The 23776-nt window shown below is 73.5% G+C and carries 23 protein-coding genes; 9 read left to right on the top strand and 14 right to left on the bottom strand.

The window, feature by feature from the left end; genetic code table 11:
* Nucleotides 1-305 precede the first annotated feature (305 nt).
* On the top strand, nt 306-1082 hold the full coding sequence (locus D7044_RS20535) for a M15 family metallopeptidase (RefSeq protein ID WP_120689942.1): 777 nt from the start codon (nt 306-308) through the stop codon (nt 1080-1082).
* 144 nt (nt 1083-1226) lie between these two features.
* Here the strand turns inward: D7044_RS20535 and D7044_RS33305 are convergent, their stop codons facing one another.
* The 3 genes from D7044_RS33305 to D7044_RS20520 form a co-directional block, all read right to left on the bottom strand.
* Nucleotides 1227-1607, bottom strand: coding sequence for a hypothetical protein (locus D7044_RS33305; RefSeq protein ID WP_233563134.1), 381 nt, complete (start codon nt 1605-1607; stop codon nt 1227-1229).
* 225 nt (nt 1608-1832) lie between these two features.
* The gene (locus tag D7044_RS20525) at nt 1833-2594 is read right to left on the bottom strand and encodes a response regulator (RefSeq protein WP_120677664.1); all 762 of its coding nucleotides are present in this window, start codon (nt 2592-2594) and stop codon (nt 1833-1835) included.
* On the bottom strand, nt 2573-3823 hold the full coding sequence (locus D7044_RS20520; protein ID WP_120689941.1) for a sensor histidine kinase: 1251 nt from the start codon (nt 3821-3823) through the stop codon (nt 2573-2575). The genes D7044_RS20525 and D7044_RS20520 overlap by 22 nt, the downstream gene beginning before the upstream one ends.
* A 132-nt stretch (nt 3824-3955) precedes the next feature.
* Here D7044_RS20520 and D7044_RS20515 point away from each other — a divergent pair, with 132 nt between their 5' ends.
* The 3 genes from D7044_RS20515 to D7044_RS20505 are packed head-to-tail and all read left to right on the top strand — an operon-like array spanning nt 3956 to nt 6380.
* Entirely contained in the window at nt 3956-4846 is an 891-nt protein-coding gene (locus tag D7044_RS20515; protein WP_120689940.1) for an ABC transporter ATP-binding protein, read from the top strand.
* Entirely contained in the window at nt 4843-5637 is a 795-nt protein-coding gene (locus D7044_RS20510; RefSeq protein WP_411710992.1) for an ABC transporter permease, read from the top strand. Before D7044_RS20515 ends, D7044_RS20510 begins: the two co-directional genes overlap by 4 nt.
* Nucleotides 5638-5639: 2 nt before the next feature.
* Nucleotides 5640-6380 carry a YqeB family protein gene (locus tag D7044_RS20505; protein ID WP_120689939.1) on the top strand — a complete coding sequence of 247 codons (741 nt, stop codon included), beginning with the start codon at nt 5640-5642 and terminating at the stop codon, nt 6378-6380.
* A 55-nt stretch (nt 6381-6435) separates the two neighbouring features.
* Here the strand turns inward: D7044_RS20505 and D7044_RS20500 are convergent, their stop codons facing one another.
* The 3 genes from D7044_RS20500 to D7044_RS20490 all read right to left on the bottom strand — a co-directional run bounded on the left by D7044_RS20500 (nt 6436) and on the right by D7044_RS20490 (nt 10689).
* Nucleotides 6436-7455: a hypothetical protein gene (locus D7044_RS20500; protein WP_120689938.1), complete on the bottom strand. Its 1020-nt coding sequence runs from the start codon at nt 7453-7455 to the stop codon at nt 6436-6438.
* 70 nt (nt 7456-7525) lie between these two features.
* Nucleotides 7526-9952, bottom strand: a complete 2427-nt coding sequence (locus D7044_RS20495) for an ABC transporter permease (RefSeq protein ID WP_120689937.1) — start codon at nt 9950-9952, stop codon at nt 7526-7528.
* Nucleotides 9946-10689 carry an ABC transporter ATP-binding protein gene (locus D7044_RS20490; protein ID WP_120689936.1) on the bottom strand — a complete coding sequence of 248 codons (744 nt, stop codon included), beginning with the start codon at nt 10687-10689 and terminating at the stop codon, nt 9946-9948. Before D7044_RS20490 ends, D7044_RS20495 begins: the two co-directional genes overlap by 7 nt.
* A 168-nt stretch (nt 10690-10857) precedes the next feature.
* Between D7044_RS20490 and D7044_RS20485 the strand changes: the two genes are divergently transcribed.
* Nucleotides 10858-12018 carry a sensor histidine kinase gene (locus tag D7044_RS20485; RefSeq protein ID WP_233565066.1) on the top strand — a complete coding sequence of 387 codons (1161 nt, stop codon included), beginning with the start codon at nt 10858-10860 and terminating at the stop codon, nt 12016-12018.
* Nucleotides 12015-12713, top strand: coding sequence for a response regulator (locus tag D7044_RS20480; protein WP_120689934.1), 699 nt, complete (start codon nt 12015-12017; stop codon nt 12711-12713). The genes D7044_RS20485 and D7044_RS20480 overlap by 4 nt, the downstream gene beginning before the upstream one ends.
* A 10-nt stretch (nt 12714-12723) precedes the next feature.
* Here the strand turns inward: D7044_RS20480 and D7044_RS20475 are convergent, their stop codons facing one another.
* The 4 genes from D7044_RS20475 to D7044_RS20460 form a co-directional block, all read right to left on the bottom strand.
* On the bottom strand, nt 12724-14193 hold the full coding sequence (locus tag D7044_RS20475) for a serine hydrolase domain-containing protein (RefSeq protein ID WP_120689933.1): 1470 nt from the start codon (nt 14191-14193) through the stop codon (nt 12724-12726).
* 65 nt (nt 14194-14258) lie between these two features.
* On the bottom strand, nt 14259-14768 hold the full coding sequence (locus tag D7044_RS20470) for an ArsR/SmtB family transcription factor (protein WP_120677683.1): 510 nt from the start codon (nt 14766-14768) through the stop codon (nt 14259-14261).
* 85 nt (nt 14769-14853) lie between these two features.
* Complete coding sequence (locus tag D7044_RS20465; protein WP_120689932.1) at nt 14854-15837, bottom strand: MBL fold metallo-hydrolase; 984 nt, start codon at nt 15835-15837, stop codon at nt 14854-14856.
* A gap of 155 nt (nt 15838-15992) precedes the next feature.
* The gene (locus tag D7044_RS20460; protein ID WP_120677687.1) at nt 15993-16898 is read right to left on the bottom strand and encodes a serine hydrolase; all 906 of its coding nucleotides are present in this window, start codon (nt 16896-16898) and stop codon (nt 15993-15995) included.
* A gap of 88 nt (nt 16899-16986) precedes the next feature.
* On the opposite strand from D7044_RS20460, the gene D7044_RS20455 reads away from it, so the two are divergent.
* Complete coding sequence (locus D7044_RS20455) at nt 16987-17946, top strand: LysR family transcriptional regulator (RefSeq protein WP_120690039.1); 960 nt, start codon at nt 16987-16989, stop codon at nt 17944-17946.
* A 10-nt stretch (nt 17947-17956) separates the two neighbouring features.
* Here the strand turns inward: D7044_RS20455 and D7044_RS20450 are convergent, their stop codons facing one another.
* Both D7044_RS20450 and D7044_RS20445 read right to left on the bottom strand, forming a co-directional pair.
* Nucleotides 17957-18433, bottom strand: coding sequence for a YkgB family protein (locus D7044_RS20450; protein WP_120689931.1), 477 nt, complete (start codon nt 18431-18433; stop codon nt 17957-17959).
* Between the two features lie 113 nt (nt 18434-18546).
* A complete protein-coding gene (locus tag D7044_RS20445) occupies nt 18547-19482 on the bottom strand; it encodes a L,D-transpeptidase family protein (RefSeq protein WP_147434699.1) in 936 nt (311 codons plus the stop codon).
* 318 nt (nt 19483-19800) lie between these two features.
* On the opposite strand from D7044_RS20445, the gene D7044_RS20440 reads away from it, so the two are divergent.
* Both D7044_RS20440 and D7044_RS20435 read left to right on the top strand, forming a co-directional pair.
* Nucleotides 19801-20652 (top strand): aldo/keto reductase, encoded by an 852-nt coding sequence (locus D7044_RS20440; protein WP_199716708.1) that lies wholly within the window; start codon nt 19801-19803, stop codon nt 20650-20652.
* 76 nt (nt 20653-20728) lie between these two features.
* Nucleotides 20729-21418, top strand: coding sequence for a hypothetical protein (locus D7044_RS20435; protein ID WP_120677695.1), 690 nt, complete (start codon nt 20729-20731; stop codon nt 21416-21418).
* Between the two features lie 107 nt (nt 21419-21525).
* Here the strand turns inward: D7044_RS20435 and D7044_RS20430 are convergent, their stop codons facing one another.
* A complete protein-coding gene (locus D7044_RS20430) occupies nt 21526-23058 on the bottom strand; it encodes a DUF6297 family protein (protein ID WP_120689930.1) in 1533 nt (510 codons plus the stop codon).
* Between the two features lie 4 nt (nt 23059-23062).
* Nucleotides 23063-23752, bottom strand: a complete 690-nt coding sequence (locus D7044_RS20425) for an ABC transporter ATP-binding protein (RefSeq protein WP_120689929.1) — start codon at nt 23750-23752, stop codon at nt 23063-23065.
* Between the last annotated feature and the right edge of the window lie 24 nt (nt 23753-23776).

The following is a 23776-nucleotide window of genomic DNA, read 5'->3' as shown; positions in this document are numbered from 1 at the left end:
ACCTCCCCCGCGCGTCGCCCCCCGGGGCCTGACGTTACCGCTCACCCAACCCCGGAGAACATCACCCTCGCTGGGGCGTTCCGTGAGGTTCGCCGCGTTTCCGCTTCACTCGGCATCTCACGCCGTAAATGGCTGATTCGTGGATCCATGACATTTACAGCGACTGCTCAGCAACCGCAAATCATGAGGACGATTCTCGTTAATCGCCCCCAACCGGCCGGATAGCTGCCAGGGTGGAAATCGCGGGACGCTCCGGTCAATGTCCCGAAGCCCACCCCATTCACGCTCCTATCGGGAGGACTTCTGTGCGCGTAAACACCCTGAAGCGGGCTGCCGTCGCTATCGCCCTGGCGCTGCCAGGTGCTGCGATCGCCGCGGTGGTCGCCGCGCCAGCGGCCCATGCCGACGGCTGCTACACGTGGAACCGCAACCTCTACCAGGGGCGGTCCGGCTCCGACGTCCGCGAGTTGCAGATCCGGGTGGCCGGCTGGGCCGGCAACCGGGACATCGTCGAGCTCGACGGCATCTTCGGACCCAAGACCCACGCTGCGGTCCGGCGGTTCCAGCAGGCGTACGGGCTGCGAGTGGACGGCATCGCCGGCCCCGAGACGTACGCCAAGCTCTACGAACTCCAGGACAACGACTGCACACCCCGCCACTTCAGCTACAGCGAGTTGGACGACGGCTGCGGCCGGGGCGGGTGGAGCGGGGGCCCGCTGTCGGCGAGCGAGACCCGCGAGAACGCCCTGCACACGATGTGGAAGCTGGAGGCGATGCGGCGCAGCCTGGGGGACGAGCCGCTCTACGTGACCAGCGGATTCCGCAGCCATGCCTGCAACAACCAGGTCGGCGGCGCGTCGGACAGCCAGCACCTCTACGGCACCTCCGCCGACGTGGTGTCGCGCACCTCGTCGCTCTGCGAGGTCGCCCGGGACGCCCGCAACAGAGGCTTCAGCGGGATCTTCGGGCCCGGCTACCCGGACCACGACGACCACGTACACGTCGACTCGCGCCGCGAGAACAACGACGACGGCGTCAGCAACAGCACGAGCTGGTCCGCGCCGGACTGCGGGATCGGCTGAGTCACGCCGGAGCGACGCCGGCCCGGTGCGGGGGATGGGGGGACCCCGCGCCGGGCCGGCGTCTTGCCACCCGGGAGGCGGCGCAGCCCGGGGACCGTTGGGCAGCGCCGCTCGGCCCGCCCCGGGGGCAGGCTGGAGTGCTGCTCAGCTCGCTCGGGGCCAGTTCGGTGCGGCGGCGGAGGCGGTCCGCGCCGGACGGGGGGCGGACCGTTCGTCCCGGGCCGGGCCGGTGGCGGTGAACGGGAAGGGCACCCGGACGAACGGGTTGCCGTGCCGGATCACCGCGTCGACCTGGCGGTCGTTGAGGCCGTGCGCGAGCAGCACCCGGCGGCCCCAGCGGTGCAGGCGGCACGGGTAGGCCGACCCGTCGTTGCGGCACTTCGGTCCGGCCGGCCACTCCTCTGCGCCGTGCACCACCACCGCCCGCACCGCGAGCCGGATGTCCTCCGGGGTCAGTGGTGCCGGTACCGGCACCTCTCCCAGCACCAGATCGATGGGGTCCGTCGACTGCTCACCAACACGCACGGCAGGCCTCCCGCAGCTCGGCAGGGGCGCGGCGGACCGCCGCACCCGCATCCTCGGCCAGTGGTACGGCCAGCGCCGAGCAGAAGTTCAATCCGAGTAGGCGGCGAGCAGGTGTCCAGACCACCACCGCCGGAACCCTCAAAGAGGGAACACTCAAAGACGGAACACTCACGAATGAGTGTGAACTCATCCGGGTCGTTCCGGATGAGTTGCGGCGATCCCTGGTCAGACCAGGCCGGCGTCGTGCACGAGCAGGGCCACCTGCACCCGGTTGTTCAGTTCGAGGCGGGTCAGCAGCCGGGAGACGTACGCCTTGACGGTCGCCACACTCATGTAGAGCTCACCGGCGATCTCCGCGTTGGTCCGCCCCCGGCCGAGCGCGACGGCGACCTCCCGCTCCCGCTCGCTGAGCGCGGCGAGCAGCCGCAGCGCGCGCTCGCGACGCGGGTCGGCCCCGACCGGCGCGGGCGCGGCGCCGGTGACGTGCGCGATCAACGCGCGGGTGATCGCCGGGGAGAGAGTCGCCTCCCCCGCCGCCACCCGACGCACCGCCTGCACGATCTCCGCGGGCGGGGTGTCCTTCAGCAGGAAACCGGCCGCCCCGGCGCGCAGTGCCCGGAGCACCTGCTCGTCGGCGTGGAAGGTGGTGAGCACCAGCACCTCCGGCGGATCCGGCAGCGCGCGCAGCGCCTCGGTCGCGGCCAGCCCGTCCAGCCGGGGCATCCGGATGTCCATGAGCACCACGTCGGGCCGGCCGGCGGCGACCGCGGCGGGCACCTCACCCCCGTCGGCGGCCTCCCCCACCACCCGTAGGTCCGGCACACCGCCGAGGATCATCGACAACCCGGCGCGGACCAGCGGATCGTCGTCGACGATCAGCACTCGCACCGGGCCACCCGGCACCTCGGCGCCTGCGTCGGACCCGATCGGGCCAGCGGGGTCCATCGCGGGCCGACCCGGTCCGGTCACGCCGGCCACGGCAGCCACGCCGCCAGACGGAAGTCGCCGGTCTCGTCCCGCCCGTACTCGAGGCGGCCGCCGGCCAGGGTGACCCGCTCGGCGATGCCGACCAACCCGGTGCCCGTGCCGGGAATCCCCGCGTCGGTCGCCCCACCGACCGGCCACCGGTTGCGGATGTCGACGCTGAGCCCCGCGCCCGGCCCGCCGGCCACGCCGACGGTCACCACAGCGCCGGGAGCGTGCTTGCGCGCATTGGTCAGCCCTTCCTGCGTGATCCGGTACGCGCTGCGCCCGACAGCGGCCGGAACGGTGTGCGCCTCCGCGACCCCGTGGCTGGCGTTGACCCGTACGCCGGCCGCCCGGGACTCCTCGATCAGCGCGGGCAGGTCCGCCAGGGTGGGTTGCGGACGCTCCGGATCCGCCTCGACCGCGGTCTCCGCGCGCAGCACCCCGATCACCTCGCGCAGATCCTGCAACGCGGCGTGCGCGCTGCCCCGGATCACGGCGGCGGCCCGCGCCACCTCGTCGGGCGGCGCGTCCGGGCGGAACTCCAGCGCCCCGGCGTGCAGGCTGAGCAGGGAGATCCGGTGCGCCAGCACGTCGTGCATCTCCCGGGCGATCTGGGTGCGCTCCGACTGGCGGGCCTGCGCCACCCGCAACTGCTGCTCCGCCTCGGCCCGCTCGGCGCGCTCGCGCAGCGACACCACCAGCTGCCGGCGGGCCCGTACGAACATCCCCCAGGCCAGCACCATCCCGCTGAGCACCACGCCCCACGCCATCGAGGCCCAGTACGGCATGCCCGGCTCGGGCCGCAGGTAGGCGAGGAGGAAGTTGGTGCCGATGCCGGCGCCGGTCAGGGCCAGCGCCACCGCCGTGCGCCGGTGCACGATCACGGTGAAGAAGATGATCAGCAGTGGGATCGCCCCGGCCATCGAGAAGGCGGTGAAGGGCAGGGTGGCGACGGCCAGCCCGACCGGCCAGCGTCGGCGGAACCAGAGCAGCGCGCAGCAGACCAGGCCGACCAGCCCGTCCGCGGCGATCATCCAGTCGTACGGCGGCGGGGCGGTCATCTCGGGGCTCGGCGCGGCCGCGTCGAACGTCACGACCAGGACCCAGAACAGGGAGACCAGGAAGCAGAGACCGTCGACGATCCAGTCCCGGGTGGTGCGCCGGGGGCGGGACCGGCCCCGCTCGGTCGGCACGGCGAGCGCCCCCGGCAGCAGCCAGGGGTGGTCCGGCACGACGGCGCTGGTCACCCGTCAATGCTAGGCAGCTTCGGGACCGGCCAGCCAGCTACCAAAGTCGAGACCCTCGGATAGACCAAGGTCGCGGCGATCGGCGACCGCCGGCCGCTGCGGGCGGCCGGGTGGCTCGCGCAGGCTCGGCGCATGATCGGTGTGGAGAACCTGAGCAAGCGGTACGGCCGGCACCAGGCCGTCGACGACGTGTCGTTCCGCTGTGAACCGGGCACGGTGACCGGATTCCTCGGACCGAACGGGGCGGGCAAGTCCACCACCCTGCGGATGATCTGTGGACTGACCCTGCCGACCGCCGGTCGGGCGACGGTGGGCGGGCGCCCGTACCGGGAGCTGGAGAACCCGGGACGGGAGATCGGGGTACTGCTCGACGCCTCGGCCCAGCACGCCGGGCGGACCGGCCGGGAGGCCCTGGGCGTCGCCGCGCAGACCATGGGCCTGGACCGGCAGGAGGTCGCCGCGAAGCTGGAGCTGGTCGGGCTCGACGGGGCGGCGGCGAAGCGGCGGGTCCGGGCGTACTCGCTCGGCATGCGGCAGCGGCTCGGCCTGGCGCTGGCGCTGCTCGGCGACCCGCGGGTGCTGATCCTCGACGAGCCGGCCAACGGGCTCGACCCGGAGGGCATCTTCTGGATGCGTGGCCTGCTGCGTGACTTCGCGGACCGGGGCGGCACCGTGCTGCTCTCCTCGCACCTGCTGCGCGAGGTGGAGGCGGTCGCGGACCGGCTGGTGGTGATCGGGGGCGGCCGGATCGTGGCCCAGGGTGACAAGACAGAGCTGCTCGCCGGAAACGGCACGCTGGTGCGCGCCCGCGACGTCGAGGCGCTGCGCCGCGCCCTGGCCGCCGCCGGCCTCACCGCGCGGGACGCGCCCGACGGGCTGCTGGTGCCCACCGAGACCGAGGCCGTGGGGCAGGCCGCGGCGGACGCCGGGGTCGTGCTGACCGAGCTGCGCCCGGCCGGCGGCGGGCTGGAGCAGCTCTTCCTCACCCTCACCGCCGAATCGACTAAGGAGGCCGGGAAGTGACCACCACGACCGCACCCCACGCGAGCCACGTCGAGCCCGTGCCGCGTACCGGCGTACGGCGACCGTCGCTGCTGCGGCTCACCGCGGTGGAGCTGCGCAAGCTCGCCGACACCCGGGCCGGGCTCTGGCTGCTGATCATCATCGGGCTGACCACCGCCGTCATCGTCACCCTTCAGCTCGGCTACGCCGCCGACGCCGACCAGACGTTCGTGAACTTCTTCGTGCCGTCGCTGCTGCCGGTGGGCGTGCTCCTGCCCGTGCTGGGCATCCTCTCGATCACGTCCGAGTGGTCACAGCGCACGGCGCTCGTCACGTACGCCCTGGTGCCCCGCCGGGAGCGGGTGGTCGCCGCGAAGCTGGCCGCGGTGGTGGTGGCCACCCTGGCGTCCCTGGTCACCAGCCTGGCGGTCGCCGCGGCCGGCACGCTGATCGCCGGGGTGACCGGCGGATCCGGCCGGTGGGAGTTCGGCGGGGCGCTGCTGCTCCACTCGGTGGTCTTCCAACTCGTCAACGTGCTGATGGGCGTCGGGTTCGGGCTGCTGCTGCTCAACACCCCGCTCGCCATCGTCACCTACCTGCTGCTGCCCACCGTGTGGTCGATCATCGGTGGGCTGGTGCCGGCGCTGGGCGAGCCGGCCGGCTGGCTGGACACCAGCCGCACCATGGAGCCGCTGCTGAGCGACTCCGTGACCGCCGACCAGTGGGCTCGGCTGGGGGTGTCGCTGCTGCTCTGGGTGGTCGTACCGCTCGCCGTCGGCCTGGTCCGGACGCTGCGTCGCGAGGTGGCCTGACCATGTCCGGCGACTCCCGCAGCAGAGTCGGCGGTGGGGCCGGCGAGCTGGTGCTGATGTGGGTCGGCTTTCCGGCGCTCGGCGCCGGGGCCGGCTGGCTGCTCGCGGCCGCGGCGGGGTGGGTCGCCGACCTGCCCTGGGTGCCGTGGAAAGGTCTCTTCGAGGCGGTGTCCCGGCTGCCGCAGCCGCAGGTGGGCATCGGGGCGGCGGCGATCGGGGCGGTGGCCGGCCTGCTGCTGGCCGGGGCCGGCACCGCCGAACGACTCACGGTGACCGTCGACCGTGAGCGCACCACCCTGCGCCGGGACGGCAAGCAACAGGAGGCGCTCCGACACCAGGTCAGGGTCGTCCTCGTCGACGGCAGTGACCTGGTACTCCTCGACGGCGACGACGGCGAGCTGCTCCGGGAGCGTTCGGAGCTGAACCGGGACCGGCTGCGGACGGCGTTCCGCGCGCACGGCTGGCCGTGGGCGGAGGAGGATCCGCACCGGGCCGCGTACCGACTGTGGGTGCCCGAGCTGCCCGGCCTGCCGGCCGGCGCGGACGCGCTGCTGCGGGCCCGGGAACGCGCCATCGAAGGGAATCGCCGCGACGACGCCCGGGAGCTGCGCCGGGAGCTGGGCCGGCTCGGGGTGGTGGTGCGGGATGAGGAGCACCGGCAGTACTGGCGGTCGACCGGGCGGGCCGTCCTGCCCACCGCCGGCCAGCCCGCGCCGACCGAGCCGGAGCGCGACCGCCGGTGAGGTGTCCGCCGCCCGGTCCCGACGGCCGCCGGGACCGGGCGGCGGCCTGCGACTGTCAGCTGCCGGGCGATCCGACCGCGACCGGGGCGGGGTGCTTCCCCAGCAGCGGCGGCCGAGCGAGCAGGAGCGACATCCCGAGGCCGGAGAGCACCCCGGCGAACGAGAGCAGGAGGTCGGAGTCCGCGGCGTTGATGGCGAGGTTGCCGGCCAGCTCCGTCAGCGGCGGGGCGATGGGGAGCATCATCATCACGAGGACCGCGCAGAGCAGCAGTACGGGCTGGACGATCAGCGCGGCGAGCGCGGCCAGGCCGTGCCGTGACCTGGCCGGGCGGCCACCCGGCCAGTCCCAGGCAAACAGCGTCACCCCGGTGAGCAGGACCCCGCCGAGCAGGGAGTACGGCAGCAGCCCGCCGCCCGGCGAGGTGGCGCGGACGAAGAGCACACCGAGCACGCTCGCGGCCCCCACCGCCACGGCCAGCCAGCCCCGGGCCCGACTCGGCGCCGGCGCCGCCGCCAGGGCGCAGCTCACGGCCAGCACGAGCAGCAGCGTGGCGGTGCCGAACGTGGCGGGGTGCAGCTCGGGCTCCCGATCGGTCGGCGATTCGATGCCGGCGGCCACCAGGGTCACCGCCGCGGCCACGCAGGCCGCGCCGGTCAGCGTCCGCCGGTGCCCGCCGGGCTGGACCGCGCCGCGCCTGCGGCGTTCGGCGAACGCGGCGGAGCAGGCGAACGCCGCGACCACCGCGCAGCCGGCGGCGGCGAGCAGCACCGTCGGCCCGGTGCCGGTCGGGTCGGCCCGGTCGACGGCCACGTCCGCGGCGATCCACACACCGCCCAGCACCACTGCCGGTCGCACCCACCAGCTGTCGCCGCGTCCGGCGAGCAGCAGCCCGAGGACGACCGCGACGATGGTGGCGAACCGCAGGTCGCGGGCCCAGTAGGCGTTGTTGCCGGGGAGCGCCTCCGGCCACGGCCCGATCGGCTCGGTCAGGGGCTGCAGGACTGTCATGTTGACCGCCCACAGCGCGGCGGCGACGGCGGCGAGGAGCAGCCCGGCCGGGCGCGCGAATCGCATTCCGGCACCGTAGCCCGTCCGCGCCGTGGGCGGGATCCCGCCCGCGGCGCGGCATCCGGCGCGGAAACCGTCACTCGGCGTCCGCTGTGGATCCTCGACGCAGCAGCCGCCAGGCCGGCACTCCGCTCGACGCCAGCGCGAGCAGGAGGCAGAGGCCGACGACGCCGCCGACCACCGACCACGGGACGACGAGATCGACCGGGGCGCCGACCTGCGCGACGAGGCCGGCCCGGATGCTCAGCAGCCCGACCAGCGCGACCGCCCCGCCGAGCGCCGCGCCGACCGCCACCACCAGCGCCGACTCGGCGGCCACCAGCCGTACGACCTGCCGCCGCGTCGCCCCGGCCAGCCGGAGAAGCCGCAGGTCCCGCGCCCGGCCGGCGGCCGCCATCAGCAACGTGTTGACCACGGCGATCCCGCCGTAGCCGGCCGTCACCGCGATCAGCAGCAGGGTGGCCAGCCAGACCAGCCGGTCCTCGGCCCGATCCACCTCGGCGGCCCAGGTGGCGACGTCGACCACCCGGGCCCCGGCCGGCGGGGCGATCGGGGAGCTCAGGTACACCGCCTCGGTCAGCGCTGACTGATCGTGCCCCCGGACCGCGGCCCGGGGCAGGAGCAGATCGCCGGGGAAGGAGTCGTCGCTCACCACGGCGACGACCCGCAGCGGCACCCGTTCCCCGTCGGCGAAGACCACCGGGTAGGGCCGGTCGGGCAGCGTGCTCGTACCGGCCAGCGAGGCCTTGACCACCGCCGTGTCCGTGCCGTGCAGGTCGGCGAGGGAGCCGGCGAGCACGGTGAGCATCCGGTTCGCGGCGGTGAACGGCGCCGGATCGATGCCGAGCACGGTCAGCGGGCGGATCGGCTCCGTGGCGCTCTCGCCGTCGACGAAGACCGTGCTCGGCAGTACGGCCGCGCCGGAGGCCGCCTCGACCGCCTGGTCGGAGAGGCCGGGAGCCCGGTCCGGGAGGAGCACCTGATCGGCGGTCACGGCGTTGATCCGGTTCGTCGCGTAGACCGGCGTGGAGGTGCGGATCATTCCCGACACCAGCACCGCGAAGGCGACGGTGAGCAGCACGGGCGCGGCGGTCGCCCCGGAGCGCCGGGCGGCGGTCCGCGCGCCGGCGCGCAGCAGCAGCGCGATCGCGCCGCCTCCTCGCCGTACCGTCGGGGTGAGCACTGCCGTCACCGGACCGACGAAGACCGGGGCCAGCACGGCGGCACCGGTGACCAGGGCCATCACCATGGGCAGGGCGCGGTCGGCCCCTTCCTGCGGGTCGCCGGCCACCGCGGTCGCGAGGCCGAAGGCCACCCCGGCCGCGACGAGGAGCCCGCCGACCGTGGCGCGCAGCGGTCCGAGCGGCCGTCGCTCGGCCGCCGCCGCACGCAGCGCCTCCAGCGGTCGTACCCGGGCCGCCCGCCGGGCCGCCGTCCAGACGGCCAGCAACGCCACCACCGGCCCGGTCGCCAACGAGCCGACGATCGGCCAGAGGGTGTACCCGACCCGGAACGTCGACGGCTCGAACCCGACGTCGACCAGCACCCGGCCGAGGAGGGGGGCGAGCGCGGCACCGACCAGCAGCCCGGCGAGCGCGGCACCGGCGCCGACGACGAGCGCGTGCCGGTACAGCAGGCGCCGGACCTGCCGAGGGGTGGCGCCGACGGCGCGCAGCAGAGCCAGCTCCCGGCGGCGCTGCGCGACGGCGTACGCGAAGGTCGCGGCGACCACGAAGATCGTGACGAAGCCGGCGAGAGCCGCGGTGGCGGTGAGCACCTGCATGCCGATCCAGCGGGTCCGGGCGTCCGCGCGGGGTTCCAGCACCCCCCGCCCGTCGCCGGTGACGACCCGGCCGTCGCCGTCGAGCAGGCCGCGGGCGTCGGCCGCGACCCGTTCGGGGTCGGCGTCCGGGGCGAGCATCAGGCCGATGGCGCGGACGCCGGGGGCGAGAGCGGTGGCGACCTCGTCGGCGACGTGCACCCCGGGCCCGTCGAGCAGACCGGTGACGGTGTACGACTGGGCGCCGGCGGCGGTCAGCAGAGCGACCGGAGCGCCGGGGCGCAGCCCGAGCGCGGCGTCGACGACCACCTCGCCCGGGCGGCGGGGCGGCGCACCGGCTGTCAAGATCAGCCCACCGAGCCGGGCACTGGACCAGCCGTGCCCCTCGTGGGCGTCCTGCCGCTGGCCGTGCACGGGCGGTGGGCGGCCGTCCACGAGGGGCTGGGCGTAGAAGGTCCGGTCCGGGATCGCGGCCGCGACGCCGGGCAGGGCGGCGAGCCGGGCGACCAGCTCCTGCGTCCTGGTCGCGGACCACGGACGGTCGGGCGGAAAGGGGTCGGCGGGGCTGCTCGCGTCGGGACCCGCCACCACGACGGCCGCCTGTGCCAGCCGCTGCGGCGTCTGCGGGCGGCCCGAGGCGAGCAGCAGCAGGCTCGCGGCGACCAACGCCACTCCGATGGCGACGGCGACGAAGGCGCCGATGGAGCGCCGGACGCTCAGCATGACGGCTGCGCAGTGGTGGCCGCGATCCGGGCGGCGACGGACGAGGCGGTGAGCGAACCGGTGAGCTCGTCGGCGACGCGACCGTCGGCGAGCAGGAGGATCCGATCGGCGTACGCGGCGGCGGCCGGGTCGTGGGTCACCATCACCACGGTCTGCCCGTGCTCGTCAACGAGCTCCCGCAGCAACCGCAGCACCTGATGGGACGTGCTGCTGTCCAGCGCGCCGGTCGGCTCGTCGGCGAAGACCACCGCCGGCCGGGTGATCAGCGCCCGGGCGATGGCGACCCGCTGCTGCTCCCCGCCGGAGAGCTCGGCCGGACGGTGCCCGGCGCGGTCGGCGAGCCCGACGGCGGCGAGGGCGGCGGTGACGTCCCGGGCGGGCGGTCGACGCCCGGCGAGCCGCAGCGGCAGTTCGACGTTCTGCGCCGCGGTCAACGACGAGATCAGGTTGAAGGACTGGAAGACGAAGCCGATCCGGTCGCGGCGCAGCCGGGTCAGGTCGTCCTCGGAGAGCCGGTCGAGCTGGATCCCGTCGACGGTGACGGTCCCCTCCACCGGCCGGTCCAGCCCCGCCGCGCAGTGCAGCAGAGTGGACTTGCCGGAGCCGGAGGGCCCCATCACCGCCGTGAACGTGCCACCGGCGAAGCTCGTCGTCACGCCGTCGAGCGCCGTCACCCGCCGGTCGCCCAAGCCGTAGACGGCCCGGAGCCCGGTCAGCATGACTGTCTGTGTCGTCATGCCGCCACGGTGCCCGTTCGGCGGTGCCCGGCGCGTCGAGCCGGGGACGGCACTTGCGCGTGCTGCCCAGGGCGGAGAGCGGGGGCGTCCGGCGAGGTGGCGTCATCCCGGAGAATGACAGGCCTCGGGTGGACGCGCCGGACCCGGCATCCGGTTACCGTTGCCCAGGTGAGCGCCCACCTGCTTACCCGGCCACCGCGACCGTTCGATCTGTACCTTGTGGATGCTGTGCTGGCCGTCGTGCTCGGTGCGGCGCTCTGCGCGTACGCGGCGTTGGAGGCCCCGCTGCACGGCGGGGTGCGCGAGCCGGTCTGGGTGTCGGTGCTCACCGGAGCGGTCATCGGTCTGCCGGTGGCGCTCCGGCGACGCTGGCCGGTGGCGGTGGCCGCCGGGGTGAGCGCGTCGACGGCCGTGGCGCTGGTGACCGGGATCATTCCGAACTTCGCCGCCGCCGCCCCGGCGGTCGCGATCGGGCTGGCCTTCTACACGCTGGCCGTCGCCGAGCCCGTCCGCCGGTCGTTGACGTACGCCGCGATGTGCCTGGCCGTGGTGAGCGTCGGGTTGGCGACGACCGCCGGTGACCTGTGGACCCGCGGCGGCGCGGTCGGTTACGCCGCCGTCATGATCGCGCCGGCCTGGCTGGTCGGCTGGTCGATCCGGGAACGACGCGCGCTCGCCGCGCGGCAGAGCGAGCAGCTGGTGCGGCAGGCGGCGACCGAGGAGCGGCTGCGGGTCGCCCGCGAGCTGCACGACGTGGTGGCCCACACGATGAGCCTGATCGTGGTGAAGGCGGCGGTCGCCAACCACGTCGCCGACGTCGACCCGGGTGAGGCGCGGGACGCCCTGCGGGTCATCGAGCGGACCGGCCGCACCGCGTTGACCGACATCCGCCGGGTGCTCGGTGCGCTTCGCGAGGGCGCCGAGCAAGCTCCGGCGCCCGGCATCGGGGAGTTGCCGGAGCTCGCCGACCGCGCGGCGATCGGTGGCGTGGAGGTACGGCTGGACGTGCGGCAGGACGTGGCGGAGGTGAGCGCGGTGCCGGAGTCGGTGGGCCTGGCGGCGTACCGGATCGTGCAGGAGGCGGTGACCAACGTGGTGAAGCACGCGGCGCCGGCGGCCTGCCACGCCAGTGTTGTGGTGGGGCCCGCCGAGGTGCGGGTGGAGGTCGTCGACGACGGGCGGCGGCCGGTTCGGATGAGCGGGTACGGCCACGGGTTGACCGGCATGCGCGAGCGGGTGGCGTTGCATGGCGGGGAGTTCTCGGCCGGCCCGCGTCCGGGTGGTGGCTTCGCGGTCACCGCTCGCCTGCCGTACCGGGTCGTCGCATGATCCGGGTGCTCATCGCCGACGACCAGGCGCTGCTGCGCGGCAGTTTCCGGGTGCTGATCGACCTGGCCGGTGACTGCGCCACGGTGGCCGAGGCGGGGACCGGCGTCGAGGCCGTCGAGCTGGCCGCCCGGCACCGCCCGGACGTGGTGCTGATGGACGTCCGGATGCCGGAGATGGACGGCATCGAGGCGACCCGGCGCATCTGCGCCGACGTGGCGGCGGCGGGCTGCCGGGTGCTCATCCTGACCACGTTCGACCTGGACGAGTACGTGTACGGCGCGCTGCGCGCCGGAGCCAGCGGGTTCCTGCTCAAGGACACCCCGCCGGCCGAGCTGCTGGCCGCGGTCCGGGTCGTGGCGGCGGGTGAGGCGTTGCTGGCGCCGACGGTCACCCGACGCCTGATCGACGAGTTCGCCCGGCGACCGGAGCCGGATCGGCCGCTGCCACGTCGGCTGGACGGGGTGACCGAGCGGGAGCGGGAGGTGCTCACCCTGATCGCCCGGGGGCTCTCCAACGCGGAGCTGGCCGCGCACCTCCAGCTCAGCCTGGCGACGGTGAAGACACACGTCGGGCGGCTGCTCACCAAGCTGGCGGTGCGGGACCGGGCGCAGCTGGTCATCGTCGCCTACGAGACGGGACTGGTCGGTCCGGGCCGCGATCCCGGCGCCGGGCGGCCGACTCGCGCCGCCGGCTGAGGCGGTGCCGTCAGGCGGCGATGGCGACGAGCAGGGGCACGGCGACGAGCAGGGAGCCGGCGAGGGAGGCCAGCCGCCGCCGGGCCGGCGCTCCGGCGATCGTCGGCAACGCCCGCCAGTGGCGTACGGCCACCAGCAGCCCGGCGGCGGACAGGCCGACGCCGAGCGGCCAGAGCCAACCGGGCACCAGTGACCAGTTGCCGAGCCGGTGCCCGAGTCCGAGGTAGAGCAGAGCCCAGCCGGCGGTGCTGGCGAGGCTGAGCCGGTCGGGCATCCGGCGCGCCGTGCGCAGTAGGCTCGCCCCGCCCAGGAGCGAGAAGCCGAGGGCGAGGGCGGCACCGATCCAACCAGCGAGCGGCACCTGCGGACCGTCGTCGCCCGGGTCGGCGGGCACGCCGAGCAGGCGCAGCCCGAGCTGGTCGACGTCGTGCTCGGTGTTGCCGAGCACCACCACGCCCCGGCCGGTGGCCCGCTCGATCGCCGCGTACGACCGGAACCCACCGGTTCCGCCGTTGTGCCAGATGACCTCGCGGTCACCGTGCCGGCTGGTGAACCAGCCGTAGCCGATCCGGTCGCGGGCGTTCTCGGTGAAGCGGGCGGTGGCGGCGTCGGCTCCGGGGGCGGTGCCGGCGAGCAGCCCGACGAGCAGCCGGGACAGGTCCTCGGCTGTCGACCAGACCCCGATGCCGGCGGGGGCGTACCCGCTGCCCGACCAGGGGTCGGCGGTGCGGCCGCCGAGCTTCGCGCCGGTGGCCCGACCGCCCGGCAGCCGGGCGGGTTCGGTGGCGACCACGGTGTGCGTCATGCCCAGCGGGCGGAGCAGTTCACGGTCGAGCAGCTCGGGGTAGCCGGCGCCGGCCTGGGCGGCGAGCGCCTGCCCGAGCAGCGACACCCCGAAATTCGAGTAGTGCACCTCGCCGCGCCCGTCGCCGGGTTGCTTCTCGCTGGCGGCGTCGATGAGGCGCTCGGTGTCCCACCGGGCGTACGGGTTGCCGGCGGTGAAGTTGGTCCAGACCGTCGTGAGCAGGTCGGCCGGGGAGGTGGCGAGTCGGGGCAGGCCGGAGCGGTGGCTGGCCAGCTCGGCGAGGGTGACCTCGCGGGTAGCCCCGGTGACCTGCGGCAGCGCGGCGGCGAGCGGGTCGTCCGGCCGCACCTCGCCGTCGGCGGCGCGCTGGGCGAGCAGCATCCCGGTCAGCGCCTTGCCGATGGAACCGATCTCGAACGGGGTGCCGGGCTCGACGGGCGGGCCGCCGGGGGCCCGGTCGCCGAGCCCGGCGGTGCGCACCCGGTGCGGCTCGATCAGGGCGACGGCGAGGCCACGGTAGCCGCGACCGTCGTCGAGGGCGGCCCGGGTGGCGGCGGCCAGTTCGGCGTCTCCGGTGTGCCGTCCGCCGAGGGTGGGTGCGCCGGGCGCGAGGGGGATCGCCGCCACGGCGGCGGTGAGCCCGACGGCGAGCGTGAGTGCGGTCGGCTTGCGCATGATGCTCCTTCCGTCGATCGGGCGGCGGGGGCGCCGTCCGGGGTCGGGTCGGGCGGTGGGGTCGCTCAGCGGCGAGCGGCGGTGAGGATGGCGAGCAGCGGGACGACCCGTTCGGCAGGTACGGCGTACCGGCCGCGGCCGGCGCTGCGCAGCCAGCCGGCGGCGGTGAGTTGACGCAGGTGGTGGTGCAGTTGGCCGCTGGTGCCCAGCCCCTCGATCTCGGCCAGCTCGGCGGTGCCGCGCCGCCCGCCGAGGATCTCGCGCAGCAGGCGGAGCCGGACGGGGTGGGCCAGCGCGGTCAGCGTGCCGGCCAGCTCCGTCCAGTCGGCGTCGAGGACGGCGTCGACGGTGCGGCCGTACTGCCAGTCGTAGTGCTCGTCGCCGAGGCGGACGGCACCGGTGTAGAGCACCGCTCCGCCGCTGCCTTCGGGCAGGCGCTGCTTGAGCCCGTCGAGTGCCCAGAAGGTGTCACCGGGAACCTCCGCGGCAGCCGGTTCCGGTCGACCTCGGGACCGGTCGAGGAGCTCGGCGACCTGCGCCTCCAATGCGGCCAACCGCCGCTCGACATCCGCCACACATCGATACTACGAAGTTACGTAATTCCGTGCAACTGAGATCCGGCGGGTGGTCGCGTACCTCGCGACCACCCGCCACCCCCGATCAGAAGTGGTACGCGGTGCCGTACTCGGGCACGAGCACCCGGCTGCGCGGAGACGACTCGCGCACGGCGGCGATCAGCTGGTCGAGACGCGTACGGTCGCCCGGCGCCACGGTGGGCGGGTTGCGCAGCTCCGTCTCGAAGTTGTCGAAGTGCACCGGCACGACGACCTTCGGATGGTCCAGCGCCGCCATCAGCCGGGCCACGTAGTCGGCGGTCACCGTGCTGCTGTTCAACGCCACCATGGCCACGTCCGGCGCGATACCGGCCAGGTTGCGTGCCACGAAGTCGCTGGCGCCCATGAAGAAGACGGTGGGCCCGCCGGCCACCCGCAGCACGTAGTTCAGCGTGTCGCCCTCCGGCAGGTCGGCGATGGTCTCCGGCTTCGCCGGCGGGTTCACCCGCACCCCGGGGAACGCCACGGAGTACGACACGTTGCGGCTGTGCAGCGAGGCGACGACCTCGACGGTGTAGTCGCCGAAGTCCATGACCTCGCCACCCTTCACCGCGCTGAGCTGCCCGGACGGCACCCCGTACGCGAGCCCGAGGTGGTACGCGGTAAGCGTCCCGAAGACCCGGGCGCCGGTGCGCCCCGCGATGTACGGCACGTCCATGAAGTGGTCCCAGTGGGTGTGCGTCACGAGCACCGTCTCGGCGCGGTCGACGTAGCTGTCGACCACTGCGGTGTTCACCTCGAGCGGGGTGGTCTCCTTGAAGGCGGCCTTGAACAGGCCGGTGTCGATCCGGCTCAGGAACGGGTCGACCAGGACGGTCCGGGCGCCGATGTCGACCCGCCAACCGGCGGTGCCCCACCAGCGGAAGCTGACCGGAGCGGGACGGCGGGTCGCGCTAGCGGGCATCGCCGCGGCGGCCGGAGCGGCCTGCGCCGGAGCGCCGAACGAGGTCGAGGCGAGGCCACCGGCGGTGACCAGGGCGGTCGAGGCGGCGGCGTCGCGGAGGAATCGGCGGCGGTCGAGACTGGGCATACGGGTGCGCTCCCTTGGAACTGGGCGATCGGTCGACGCAGAGCCAACCAGCGCCGACGGACGCACGTCCAAGATCAGCGAGGCGTCCGGTCGATATGCCATCGGGTATCGGACCTGGTCACGTCGGCCGCCCCGGCGCCTTCGCGGCCGGAAACTCACTCCCCGCGCAGCGCCTCGACCGCCGTACGGGCGGCCTCCCCCATCGCCAGGTCCACGTCGATCCGCCGGGTGGCGAGTTGAGCGGTGCGGGCGAAGACGGCGATCGCGTACCGGCCGCCGTCGGGGTACTCGGCGACGCCGGCCTCCATGTGCAGCCCCGGCAGGGTGCCGGTCTTGCCGGCCACCCGCACGCCGGGCGGGAAGCCGGTGGCCAGCCGGGTCCAGAAGAGCTGACGGGCCATCCAGTTGCGGACCATGGCGCAGGCCGCGGCGGGCCCCGCCTCGTCCCGCCAGATCAGGCCGAGCAGTCCGGTGATGTCCCGCGCCGTGCTGGAGGTGGTCCGCTCCGGGTCGAAGACCCGCATGGCGTGGACCTGTTCGGCGCTCAACGTGGGGAAGATCCGCGCGAACTCCGCCTCGTTGCGCGCCCCCACGTCGGCGAGCATCACCTCGACGAGCTGCCGTGGCCCACCGACGATGCGGGTCCGGGCGAGGCCCAGCTCGGCGGCGAGCATCGGCAGCAGGTCCGGGCCGACCCGGCGCAGCAGCAGGTCGGCGGCGGTGTTGTCGCTGACCGACATGGCGAAGTAGGCGAGATCGCGCAGCGACACCTCGGCGTCGTCGTCGCAGCCGGCCAACCCCCAGCCGCCGAGCCGGTCGGCGCCGGTGACCAGGACCCGTTCGGTGGGGTCGAGCTGTCCGGCGGTGACCTGCCGGGCGAACTCCAGCACCAGCAGGATCTTGAAGATCGAGGCGATCACCACCTGCTCGTCCGCCCCGACAGCGACCTCCCGGCCACCGGCGACCGTCCCCGCACCGGGGTCGTCGAGGTCCACCACGTGCAGATTGCCGATCACCCCGGCCCGGTTGAAGACGTCCTCGACCCGCTCGACCACCGCCACCCCCGAACGGTATCCACCTCCGATGGCGGTCCGCGGCCGGGACGACGACCAGCGGGCCCGCCCGCCGCGCTGGCGTATGGTCCGGCCCGTGGACCTGCTCCGACACCTGCGGCACTTCGTGCTGGTCGCCCGCGAGCTGCACTTCGGGCGGGCCGCCGAACTGCTCGGCATGGCCCAGCCGCCGCTGAGCCAGTCCATCCAGCGGCTGGAGCGGGAGTTGGAGGTGGAGCTCTTCGACAGGTCCCGCCGCCAGATCCGCCTCACCACCGCCGGTGAGCTGCTGCTCGGAGAGGCGGAGGAGCTCCTCGCCGGGGAGGGGCGGCTGCGCAACCTGATGCGCCAGGTGCGCGCGGGCGTGCTCGGCGTACTGCGGGCCGGGGTCCCGCCGGACACGCCGGCCGTACGACTGCACGCGTTGCTGGATCGGCTCGCCGAACGGGCGCCGGGGCTGGACGTGGAGCTGCACGAGCTGACCAGCGGCGAGCAGTTGCGCATGCTCGCCGAGCGGCGGCTCGACGTGGGGCTGGTGCACCACCCGGTCGAGGCGGAGGGGCTGCGCTTCGGCGCCCCGGTCGACGTACCGCTGGGGGTGCTGCTGCCGCGTACCTCACCGCTGGCCCGGCAGCGGGAGGTGGAGCTGGCGGCGCTGGCCGGGTTGGATCTGGTGACGGCGCCCCGCGCCACCGCGCCCGGCTGGCACGACCACCTGCTGGAGGTGTGCCGGCGGCAGGGCTTCCCAGCCGCCCGGGTCCGCCCGGCCCACAACCCCGAGTTCCTCTTCGGGCTGGTGCTGGCCGGCGGCGCGGTGGCGATCGAACCCGCCACGACCGCGCGTCGGGAGCCGCGGATCGCGTGGCGACCGATCACCGGGACGCCCCTGCTCAAGCGCACCTCGGCGGTCTGGCCGGAGCGCTCCGCGCACCCGGCCGCGCCCATGTTCGCCCAGATCTCCGCCGAGGTGTCGACCGACGCCGAACCGGCAGCCGGCACACCGCCGCAGGAGCCGACGCAGCGTCCATGGCCGGTGCTCTTCGACGCCCCCGGCTGACCGCCCGAAACTATGGATTGCCGGCGGGGCGGGCCGCGCCCAGCGACTCGGCAGCTGTCAGCAGAGCGGCACCGAGCAGCACTGTGTCTTTCAGCAGGAATTGCCCCAGCTGAGAAAGGCTCAATCTCCCCTGCCCTTGCTGCCGAGCCTCGGGCGTCGTGGCCAGGAAACTGAGTGTGGTGAGGAACATCCCGATCGCCCCGAAGCTACCGATCGCCGATGCTCTCGGGGCAAGCGGCTTCGCGGCGATCAGAGAGCCCAGGGTGATCTCCGCGACCCCGATGAGTCGGTTGAGCTTCTGTGCGCCCAGCTTCTTGCGGAGCCGCGAGAAGAGCGGACTCGGAACGACCAAGGGCTCGTCGTTCTCGACCTCGTACTGCTTGAACTTGAGCGAACCGATCCACACGATGTTCGTGGCCAGTGCACCGCGCAGGACCGAGATGCCTACGGAGGCGAGGTCATCGGCGGAGGCCTGTCGTATGCCCATCGCTCGCTCCTAGTCGCTGTGTCGACGGCCGGCGTGCTGGGGACCATTACCCGCTACGACCAGCCACACACCGAGGGCGAGCGCCGACCTGGGTTGTTATCAGCTCCGGGCGGTCAGTAGCGGCCGAGATTCTGGCTGGGTGCCATGACGATGCGCGGAGAGGCGGCTGGATCCAGCCACTCCAGTACCCGAAGCAGGTTCGACTGTGCCAACGAGACACAGCCGGCGGTGGCGCCGCTCCCCGAGACATGAAGGAAGATGCCGCTGCCACGGGCCGGGGTGGCCGACCTCACCGGGATGTTGTAGTTGATGACCGCGAAGTAGTTGTACTGCGGCACGGTCTGCCACAGCGCCTCGCTGTACCCGCCCGGGTTCGTGCCGTGCACAAAACTGTTGTACGTGGGCGAGCTGGGATTCTCGTCCCAGTAGTCGTTCGCCACGAGATGGTGGTAGCTGTACTTGACGCCCGGATTGCCGAGCACGCCGTACATGGTGGATCCAATGCCATAGACGCCCGTGGGCGTCGTGGAAATGCCCTCCTGATGGCTGTCGCTGAATCCCTTGGCGCCGATCCGCGCGCTCATCACCCCGAACTTCGGCCGCCACACGCCGTTGACCTTCTCGAATGTCTCGAGGGAGGCGACGCTCGTACCGTAGCCGTTGGTGTGGACGACGATGAGCTGACGAGTGCCGGCCGGAATCGTGTGCAGCCGGGAGGCGATGTTGCTCGATGCGGCCGGCGTCGCGGCTTCGCTGGTCGGAACACGCGACGGCGACCGGCTGAGAGACGGCTTCGTGGACCGGCTCGCCGGAGGTGGGAAGGACAGGCTCACTGAAGGCGACGGGGACCGGCTCGCCGAAGTCGAAGCGGAGGGACTCGCGGAGTCAGCCGGTCCGGGAGCGTCGATCACCGAGGTATCGGCCGGAGCCGACCCGGCGTCCACCGCGCCATCCCGGTCTGGATCTGCGCAGGATGTCAGTCCGAGCGTGCCGACCAGTACCACCCCCGCGATGGCACTGAACACGGCCCGCCTCAACGGTGTTCGCATTTGCTACTCCTCCACTGGCTCTTGATCTCCGCCACGCCGCCGGGGAGCCTAGCGTTGCCGATACTCAGGTCGAGGGCAGGGTCTTGCTGCTGCCGCTCGGTCCACGTGCCGATCGACGGCGCTCAACCACAACTCGTCGGCTCGGTGAAGCTGTGGGAAAATCCCGGCCATCCCGTGCGCCTTCGACGGGCTCCTCCTGATTTCGGTTGATCGTGTGAAACGGCGACTCGACCGGGTATGGGAGCAGATTGGTAGGTCCGGTCCCGTCGGGGGTGCGCACCGGGCCGGACGTTTCGGACGACGTGTGAAGGAGCCGCAGTGGCGAACACGATTCCCGCCATCAGCCTCAACGACGGCAACACCATTCCGCAGCTCGGCTTCGGGGTCTTCCAGGTCAAGCCGAGGGAGACCGCGGCGGCGGTCGCGAAGGCGCTGGAGGTCGGCTACCGGCACATCGACACCGCGGAGATGTACGGCAACGAGGCCGAGGTCGGTCAGGCGATCCACGCCTCCGGGCTGGACCGGCGCGACGTCTTCGTGACCAGCAAGCTGAGCAACGCGGCCCACCGGCCGGACGACGCCCGCCGCGCGTTCGACGCGACGCTCGCGGCGCTGGGGATGGAGTACGTCGACCTGTTCCTCATCCACTGGCCGCTGCCCACGCTCTACGACGGTGACTTCGTGTCGACCTGGAAGACGCTGGAGGAGTTCCAGCGGGACGGGCGCGCCCGGTCGATCGGCGTGTCGAACTTCCAGGTGCCGCACCTGGAGCGGCTGGCCACCGAGGCGCAGGTGGTGCCCGCCGTCAACCAGATCGAGGTGCACCCGTACTTCACCAACGACGAGGTGCGCGAGTACGGCAGCAAGCACAACATCCTCACCGAGGGCTGGTCACCGATCGCGCAGGGCAAGGTGCTGGACGATCCGACGATCGCCGACCTCGCCGAGCTGGTGGGCCGTACGCCGGCGCAGGTGGTGCTCCGCTGGCACGTGCAGCGCGGCGACATCATCTTCCCGAAGTCGACGACCCCGGCCCGGATCGAGGAGAACTTCCGCATCTTCGACTTCGAACTGGACGACGCCGCGATGGAGCGGATCACCGCCCTCGATCGCGGTGCCGCCGGGCGGCAGGGCAGCCACCCCGACACGTTCGACTGGGTACCGGCCTGACGTAACACCCGGCAGGGCGGCAGCGCACAGAGGAGGGGGCCCGATCAGGCCCCCTCCTCATGTACGAAAGGCCGCGATGTCGCTCCGCCGTGCCACGCTCCCCCTGCTGTCGTTGCTCCTCCTGATCGGTACCACCGCCTGCGGCCCGAGCGCCGCCGCCGAGGCCCCCCGCTGGTCCGCACCGGAATCCCCGGCACCGCCGCCGCCCCCGCCGGCACCGACCTCCACGGCGGAGGTGGGTACCCGGGTGAAGACCGCGATGCTGGACCTGGACGCGAAGTTCCACCCGGAGACGGCCGCGTTCACCGAGGAGAACAGCGACGCCTGGAAGCTGATCTCCCTCTGCAAGGAGAGCCTCCCGTCGGACCGCAAGCGGACGGCCTACCGGGAGCGGGTCTGGGACGGCGACACGGTGTGGATCCGCCAGTACGTGGTCGGCTACCTGAAGGTGCCCGGACGCAAACTCGCCGACGAACTGCGGTCGGTGCTGAAGAACTGCACGCAGTACGAGGTGCCGAACGACGGCCGTACCTCGACGATCGTTCGGCCTTCGCCGCCCCCGGTCCCGAACGGGCCGGACGTGATCACCTTCTGTGAGCGGCTGAAGGGCAACTCGACGCGGCACCAGTGCACGCTCTTCGTGACCCGCGGCAACTTCGTGATGGAGCTGGACGTGTCGGGTGAGAACGGCGACCTGGCCGCCGCCACCGCGCTGCTCAAGAAGATCGCCCCACTCGCCACGACCGCGCTGGAGAAGATCGCCTGAGCCATCGCCGGGCGGGCGAACCCCGCCCGGCGGCGCGCTTCCGGAAGGCCGCCTGGGTGGGCGAGCCGGGCTCGGGGACGTACGTGATCAGCCGACTGCGCGGCGTCCTACACGCCGACGATACGGGCGGTCTTACGGCGCAGCAGCAGCACGAGGCAGCCGGCGACCGACAGCATCGCCTGCACGAGCACGGACGACCAGCTGAGGTGTTCCGGGGCGCGCTCGGTCACCAGGGCGATCACCATCGGCAGCCCCAGCACGGCCACCACGTCCACCCCGTTGACCAGCCAGAGCAGCAGGCCGCTGGGGAACGCCCCCGCCGGGGTGTCGATGAAGATGTGGCCGAGGCTGTTGGCGCTGATCTTCGCGCGGTAGAGGGCGGCGACGGCGGCCGCTGGACCGGCCGCGAGGCCGAGCGCCCACCAGGGGCCGGAGAGCGCGTCCGTCGCCTGCGCCGCGCCCAGCGCGATCGCACCCCAGAGGGCGGCGATGCCGGCGGGCACCACCAGCCGCTGCGCGTAGACCTGCCGGAACGTGAGACCGAGCAGCCGCAGCGCGGCGGGATTCGACGCGTCGGAGTGGGTCGCCTCGCCGGTGACGCTGGCGGCGGCGAGCGCACCCACCAGGACGATACCGATCAGCAGCCAGACCGGCCCGTCGGCGACGACGGCGGGGGCCGTGGCGGTGCCGACCAGCCAGAGCAGCCGTCCTGGCTTGCGCCGGACCTGGAGCAGGTCCTGCGCCACCAGCGGCGGCACCCGACGATCACGAAGCAGTCGGGAGGTTCGGATGCCCGTGCGGTGGCGCCAGTACCGGCGGCTGCTCTGCGCGGAGATGAACGATGGCTCGATCGCGAAGACCGCGTCGGCGTACGAACCGGTCGCTGCCGACGTCTCGGCGATCCGGTGGGTGGGCCAGCTGTCCAGCCGCCACCACACCGAGACGACGGCGGCGAGGACGAGCGGGAGCGCCACGCCCGCCGCGACGAGTATCACCGAAGCCGGGGGCAGGACGTCCCCCGGTGGGGCGTACCCGCCGGTCAGGCGCTCGTGGACCGCGACCGCGACGAGTGCCGCGGCGGCGATGCCGGCGATCAGGTCGACGGCCCGGCCGCTTCTCGGCCGGGTCTGGGCGTGCACGGCGAGCAGCGCCAGGAGGAGGCCGATGGTGGCACCCCCGGCGACCGCCGCGACGACGACGGCCGACGTCACCGGACGTTCGGCGGCGCGGCCGGCGACGGCCAGCCCGACCAGACCACCCACCACGGTCGCCGAGAGCGCGGTGAGCAGCAGCGCGGGGGTCAGCAACGTTCGCCGGGGCACGGGCGCGGGCAGCAGCCAGGTGGCGTCCGCACGGCTGACGACCACCGGGCCGAGCCGCCGGAGCACACCGAGGAAGGCCAGCAGCACCAGGCCCGCGCCGACCAGCACCGGCACCGACAGCCCGGCGGCGTCGGCCGGCCAGACGACGACGCCGAGCGGCCGCCCGAACAGGACGACAGCCATCACGATCGCGAGCAGCACGCAGTAGACGCTGCTCGGGTCCACCCGACCGACGGCGGCGACCCTCATCCGTCGGAGGCGGCGTCGCACGTCGGCCGGGGCCGCCGGGGTGTGGGCCGGCGCGTGGGTGGTGGTCACCGGCTCAGTCCTCCGCCCGGCGCAGACCGACCTCGTCCGCGCCGACGTCGTGCCAGAACCGCTCGTCGTGGCTGGCCATCAGCAGCGTTCCGCCGCCAGCCAGGTAGTCGCGCAGGTGCGCGGCGAGCGCCCGCTTCGCCGCGGTGTCGAGGCGCTGTTCCGGTTCGTCGAGCACCAGCAGCCGGCTCGGGCGTACGAACGTCGCGGCGAGCAGGAACCGTTGGCGCTGGCCGGAGGAGAGGGTGATCGGCAGGCTGTCGGCCAGGCCGGTGATGCCGAGCAACGCGCAGACCTCGTCGATGCGCCCGTCGGCCGGATCTTCTCCGTTGGCGACCCGCACCAGGTCGAGATGTTCGCGCACGGTCAGGCCGTGGTACCAGGTCGGGGACTCGACGGTGGTCGCCACCTGCCGCCAGAACACGGGGCCGCTCTCGGGCGGCTCACCGAAGACGGTGACCGCCCCGCCGGAGGCCTGCTGAAGGCCGGTGACGCAGCGCAGCAGGGTCGACTTGCCGACCCCGTTCTCGCCGGTGAGAGCGACCACGGCACCGGTGGGCACCTGGAGGTTCAGCCCGTCGATCACGGTCGTCGACCCGTACGTGACAGTCAGGTCGGTGACCTCGACCGCGTACCCGCCCGCCACCGCACCGCTCGATTCGCGGTCGCGCGTGGCGCTGATCTTCCCGTCCGGCATCCGCCAACTCTAGCGGCGCTCGAC

The organism is Micromonospora musae, from assembly GCF_003626635.1.
GTDB lineage: Bacteria > Actinomycetota > Actinomycetes > Mycobacteriales > Micromonosporaceae > Micromonospora > Micromonospora musae.
The sequence above is the reverse complement of the archived record's forward strand: the minus strand, read 5'-3'. Positions and strand labels throughout refer to the sequence as shown.

Coding starts and splice junctions, on each gene's coding strand:
- D7044_RS20515 (WP_120689940.1), top strand. CDS start 3,956: ATGATCGGTGTGGAGAACCTGAGCAAGCGGTACGGCCGGCACCAGGCC.
- D7044_RS20505 (WP_120689939.1), top strand. CDS start 5,640: ATGTCCGGCGACTCCCGCAGCAGAGTCGGCGGTGGGGCCGGCGAGCTG.
- D7044_RS20500 (WP_120689938.1), bottom strand. CDS start 7,455: ATGCGATTCGCGCGCCCGGCCGGGCTGCTCCTCGCCGCCGTCGCCGCC.
- D7044_RS20495 (WP_120689937.1), bottom strand. CDS start 9,952: ATGCTGAGCGTCCGGCGCTCCATCGGCGCCTTCGTCGCCGTCGCCATC.
- D7044_RS20490 (WP_120689936.1), bottom strand. CDS start 10,689: ATGACGACACAGACAGTCATGCTGACCGGGCTCCGGGCCGTCTACGGC.
- D7044_RS20480 (WP_120689934.1), top strand. CDS start 12,015: ATGATCCGGGTGCTCATCGCCGACGACCAGGCGCTGCTGCGCGGCAGT.
- D7044_RS20475 (WP_120689933.1), bottom strand. CDS start 14,193: ATGCGCAAGCCGACCGCACTCACGCTCGCCGTCGGGCTCACCGCCGCC.
- D7044_RS20465 (WP_120689932.1), bottom strand. CDS start 15,837: ATGCCCAGTCTCGACCGCCGCCGATTCCTCCGCGACGCCGCCGCCTCG.
- D7044_RS20450 (WP_120689931.1), bottom strand. CDS start 18,433: ATGGGCATACGACAGGCCTCCGCCGATGACCTCGCCTCCGTAGGCATC.
- D7044_RS20445 (WP_147434699.1), bottom strand. CDS start 19,482: ATGCGAACACCGTTGAGGCGGGCCGTGTTCAGTGCCATCGCGGGGGTG.
- D7044_RS20435 (WP_120677695.1), top strand. CDS start 20,729: ATGTCGCTCCGCCGTGCCACGCTCCCCCTGCTGTCGTTGCTCCTCCTG.
- D7044_RS20425 (WP_120689929.1), bottom strand. CDS start 23,752: ATGCCGGACGGGAAGATCAGCGCCACGCGCGACCGCGAATCGAGCGGT.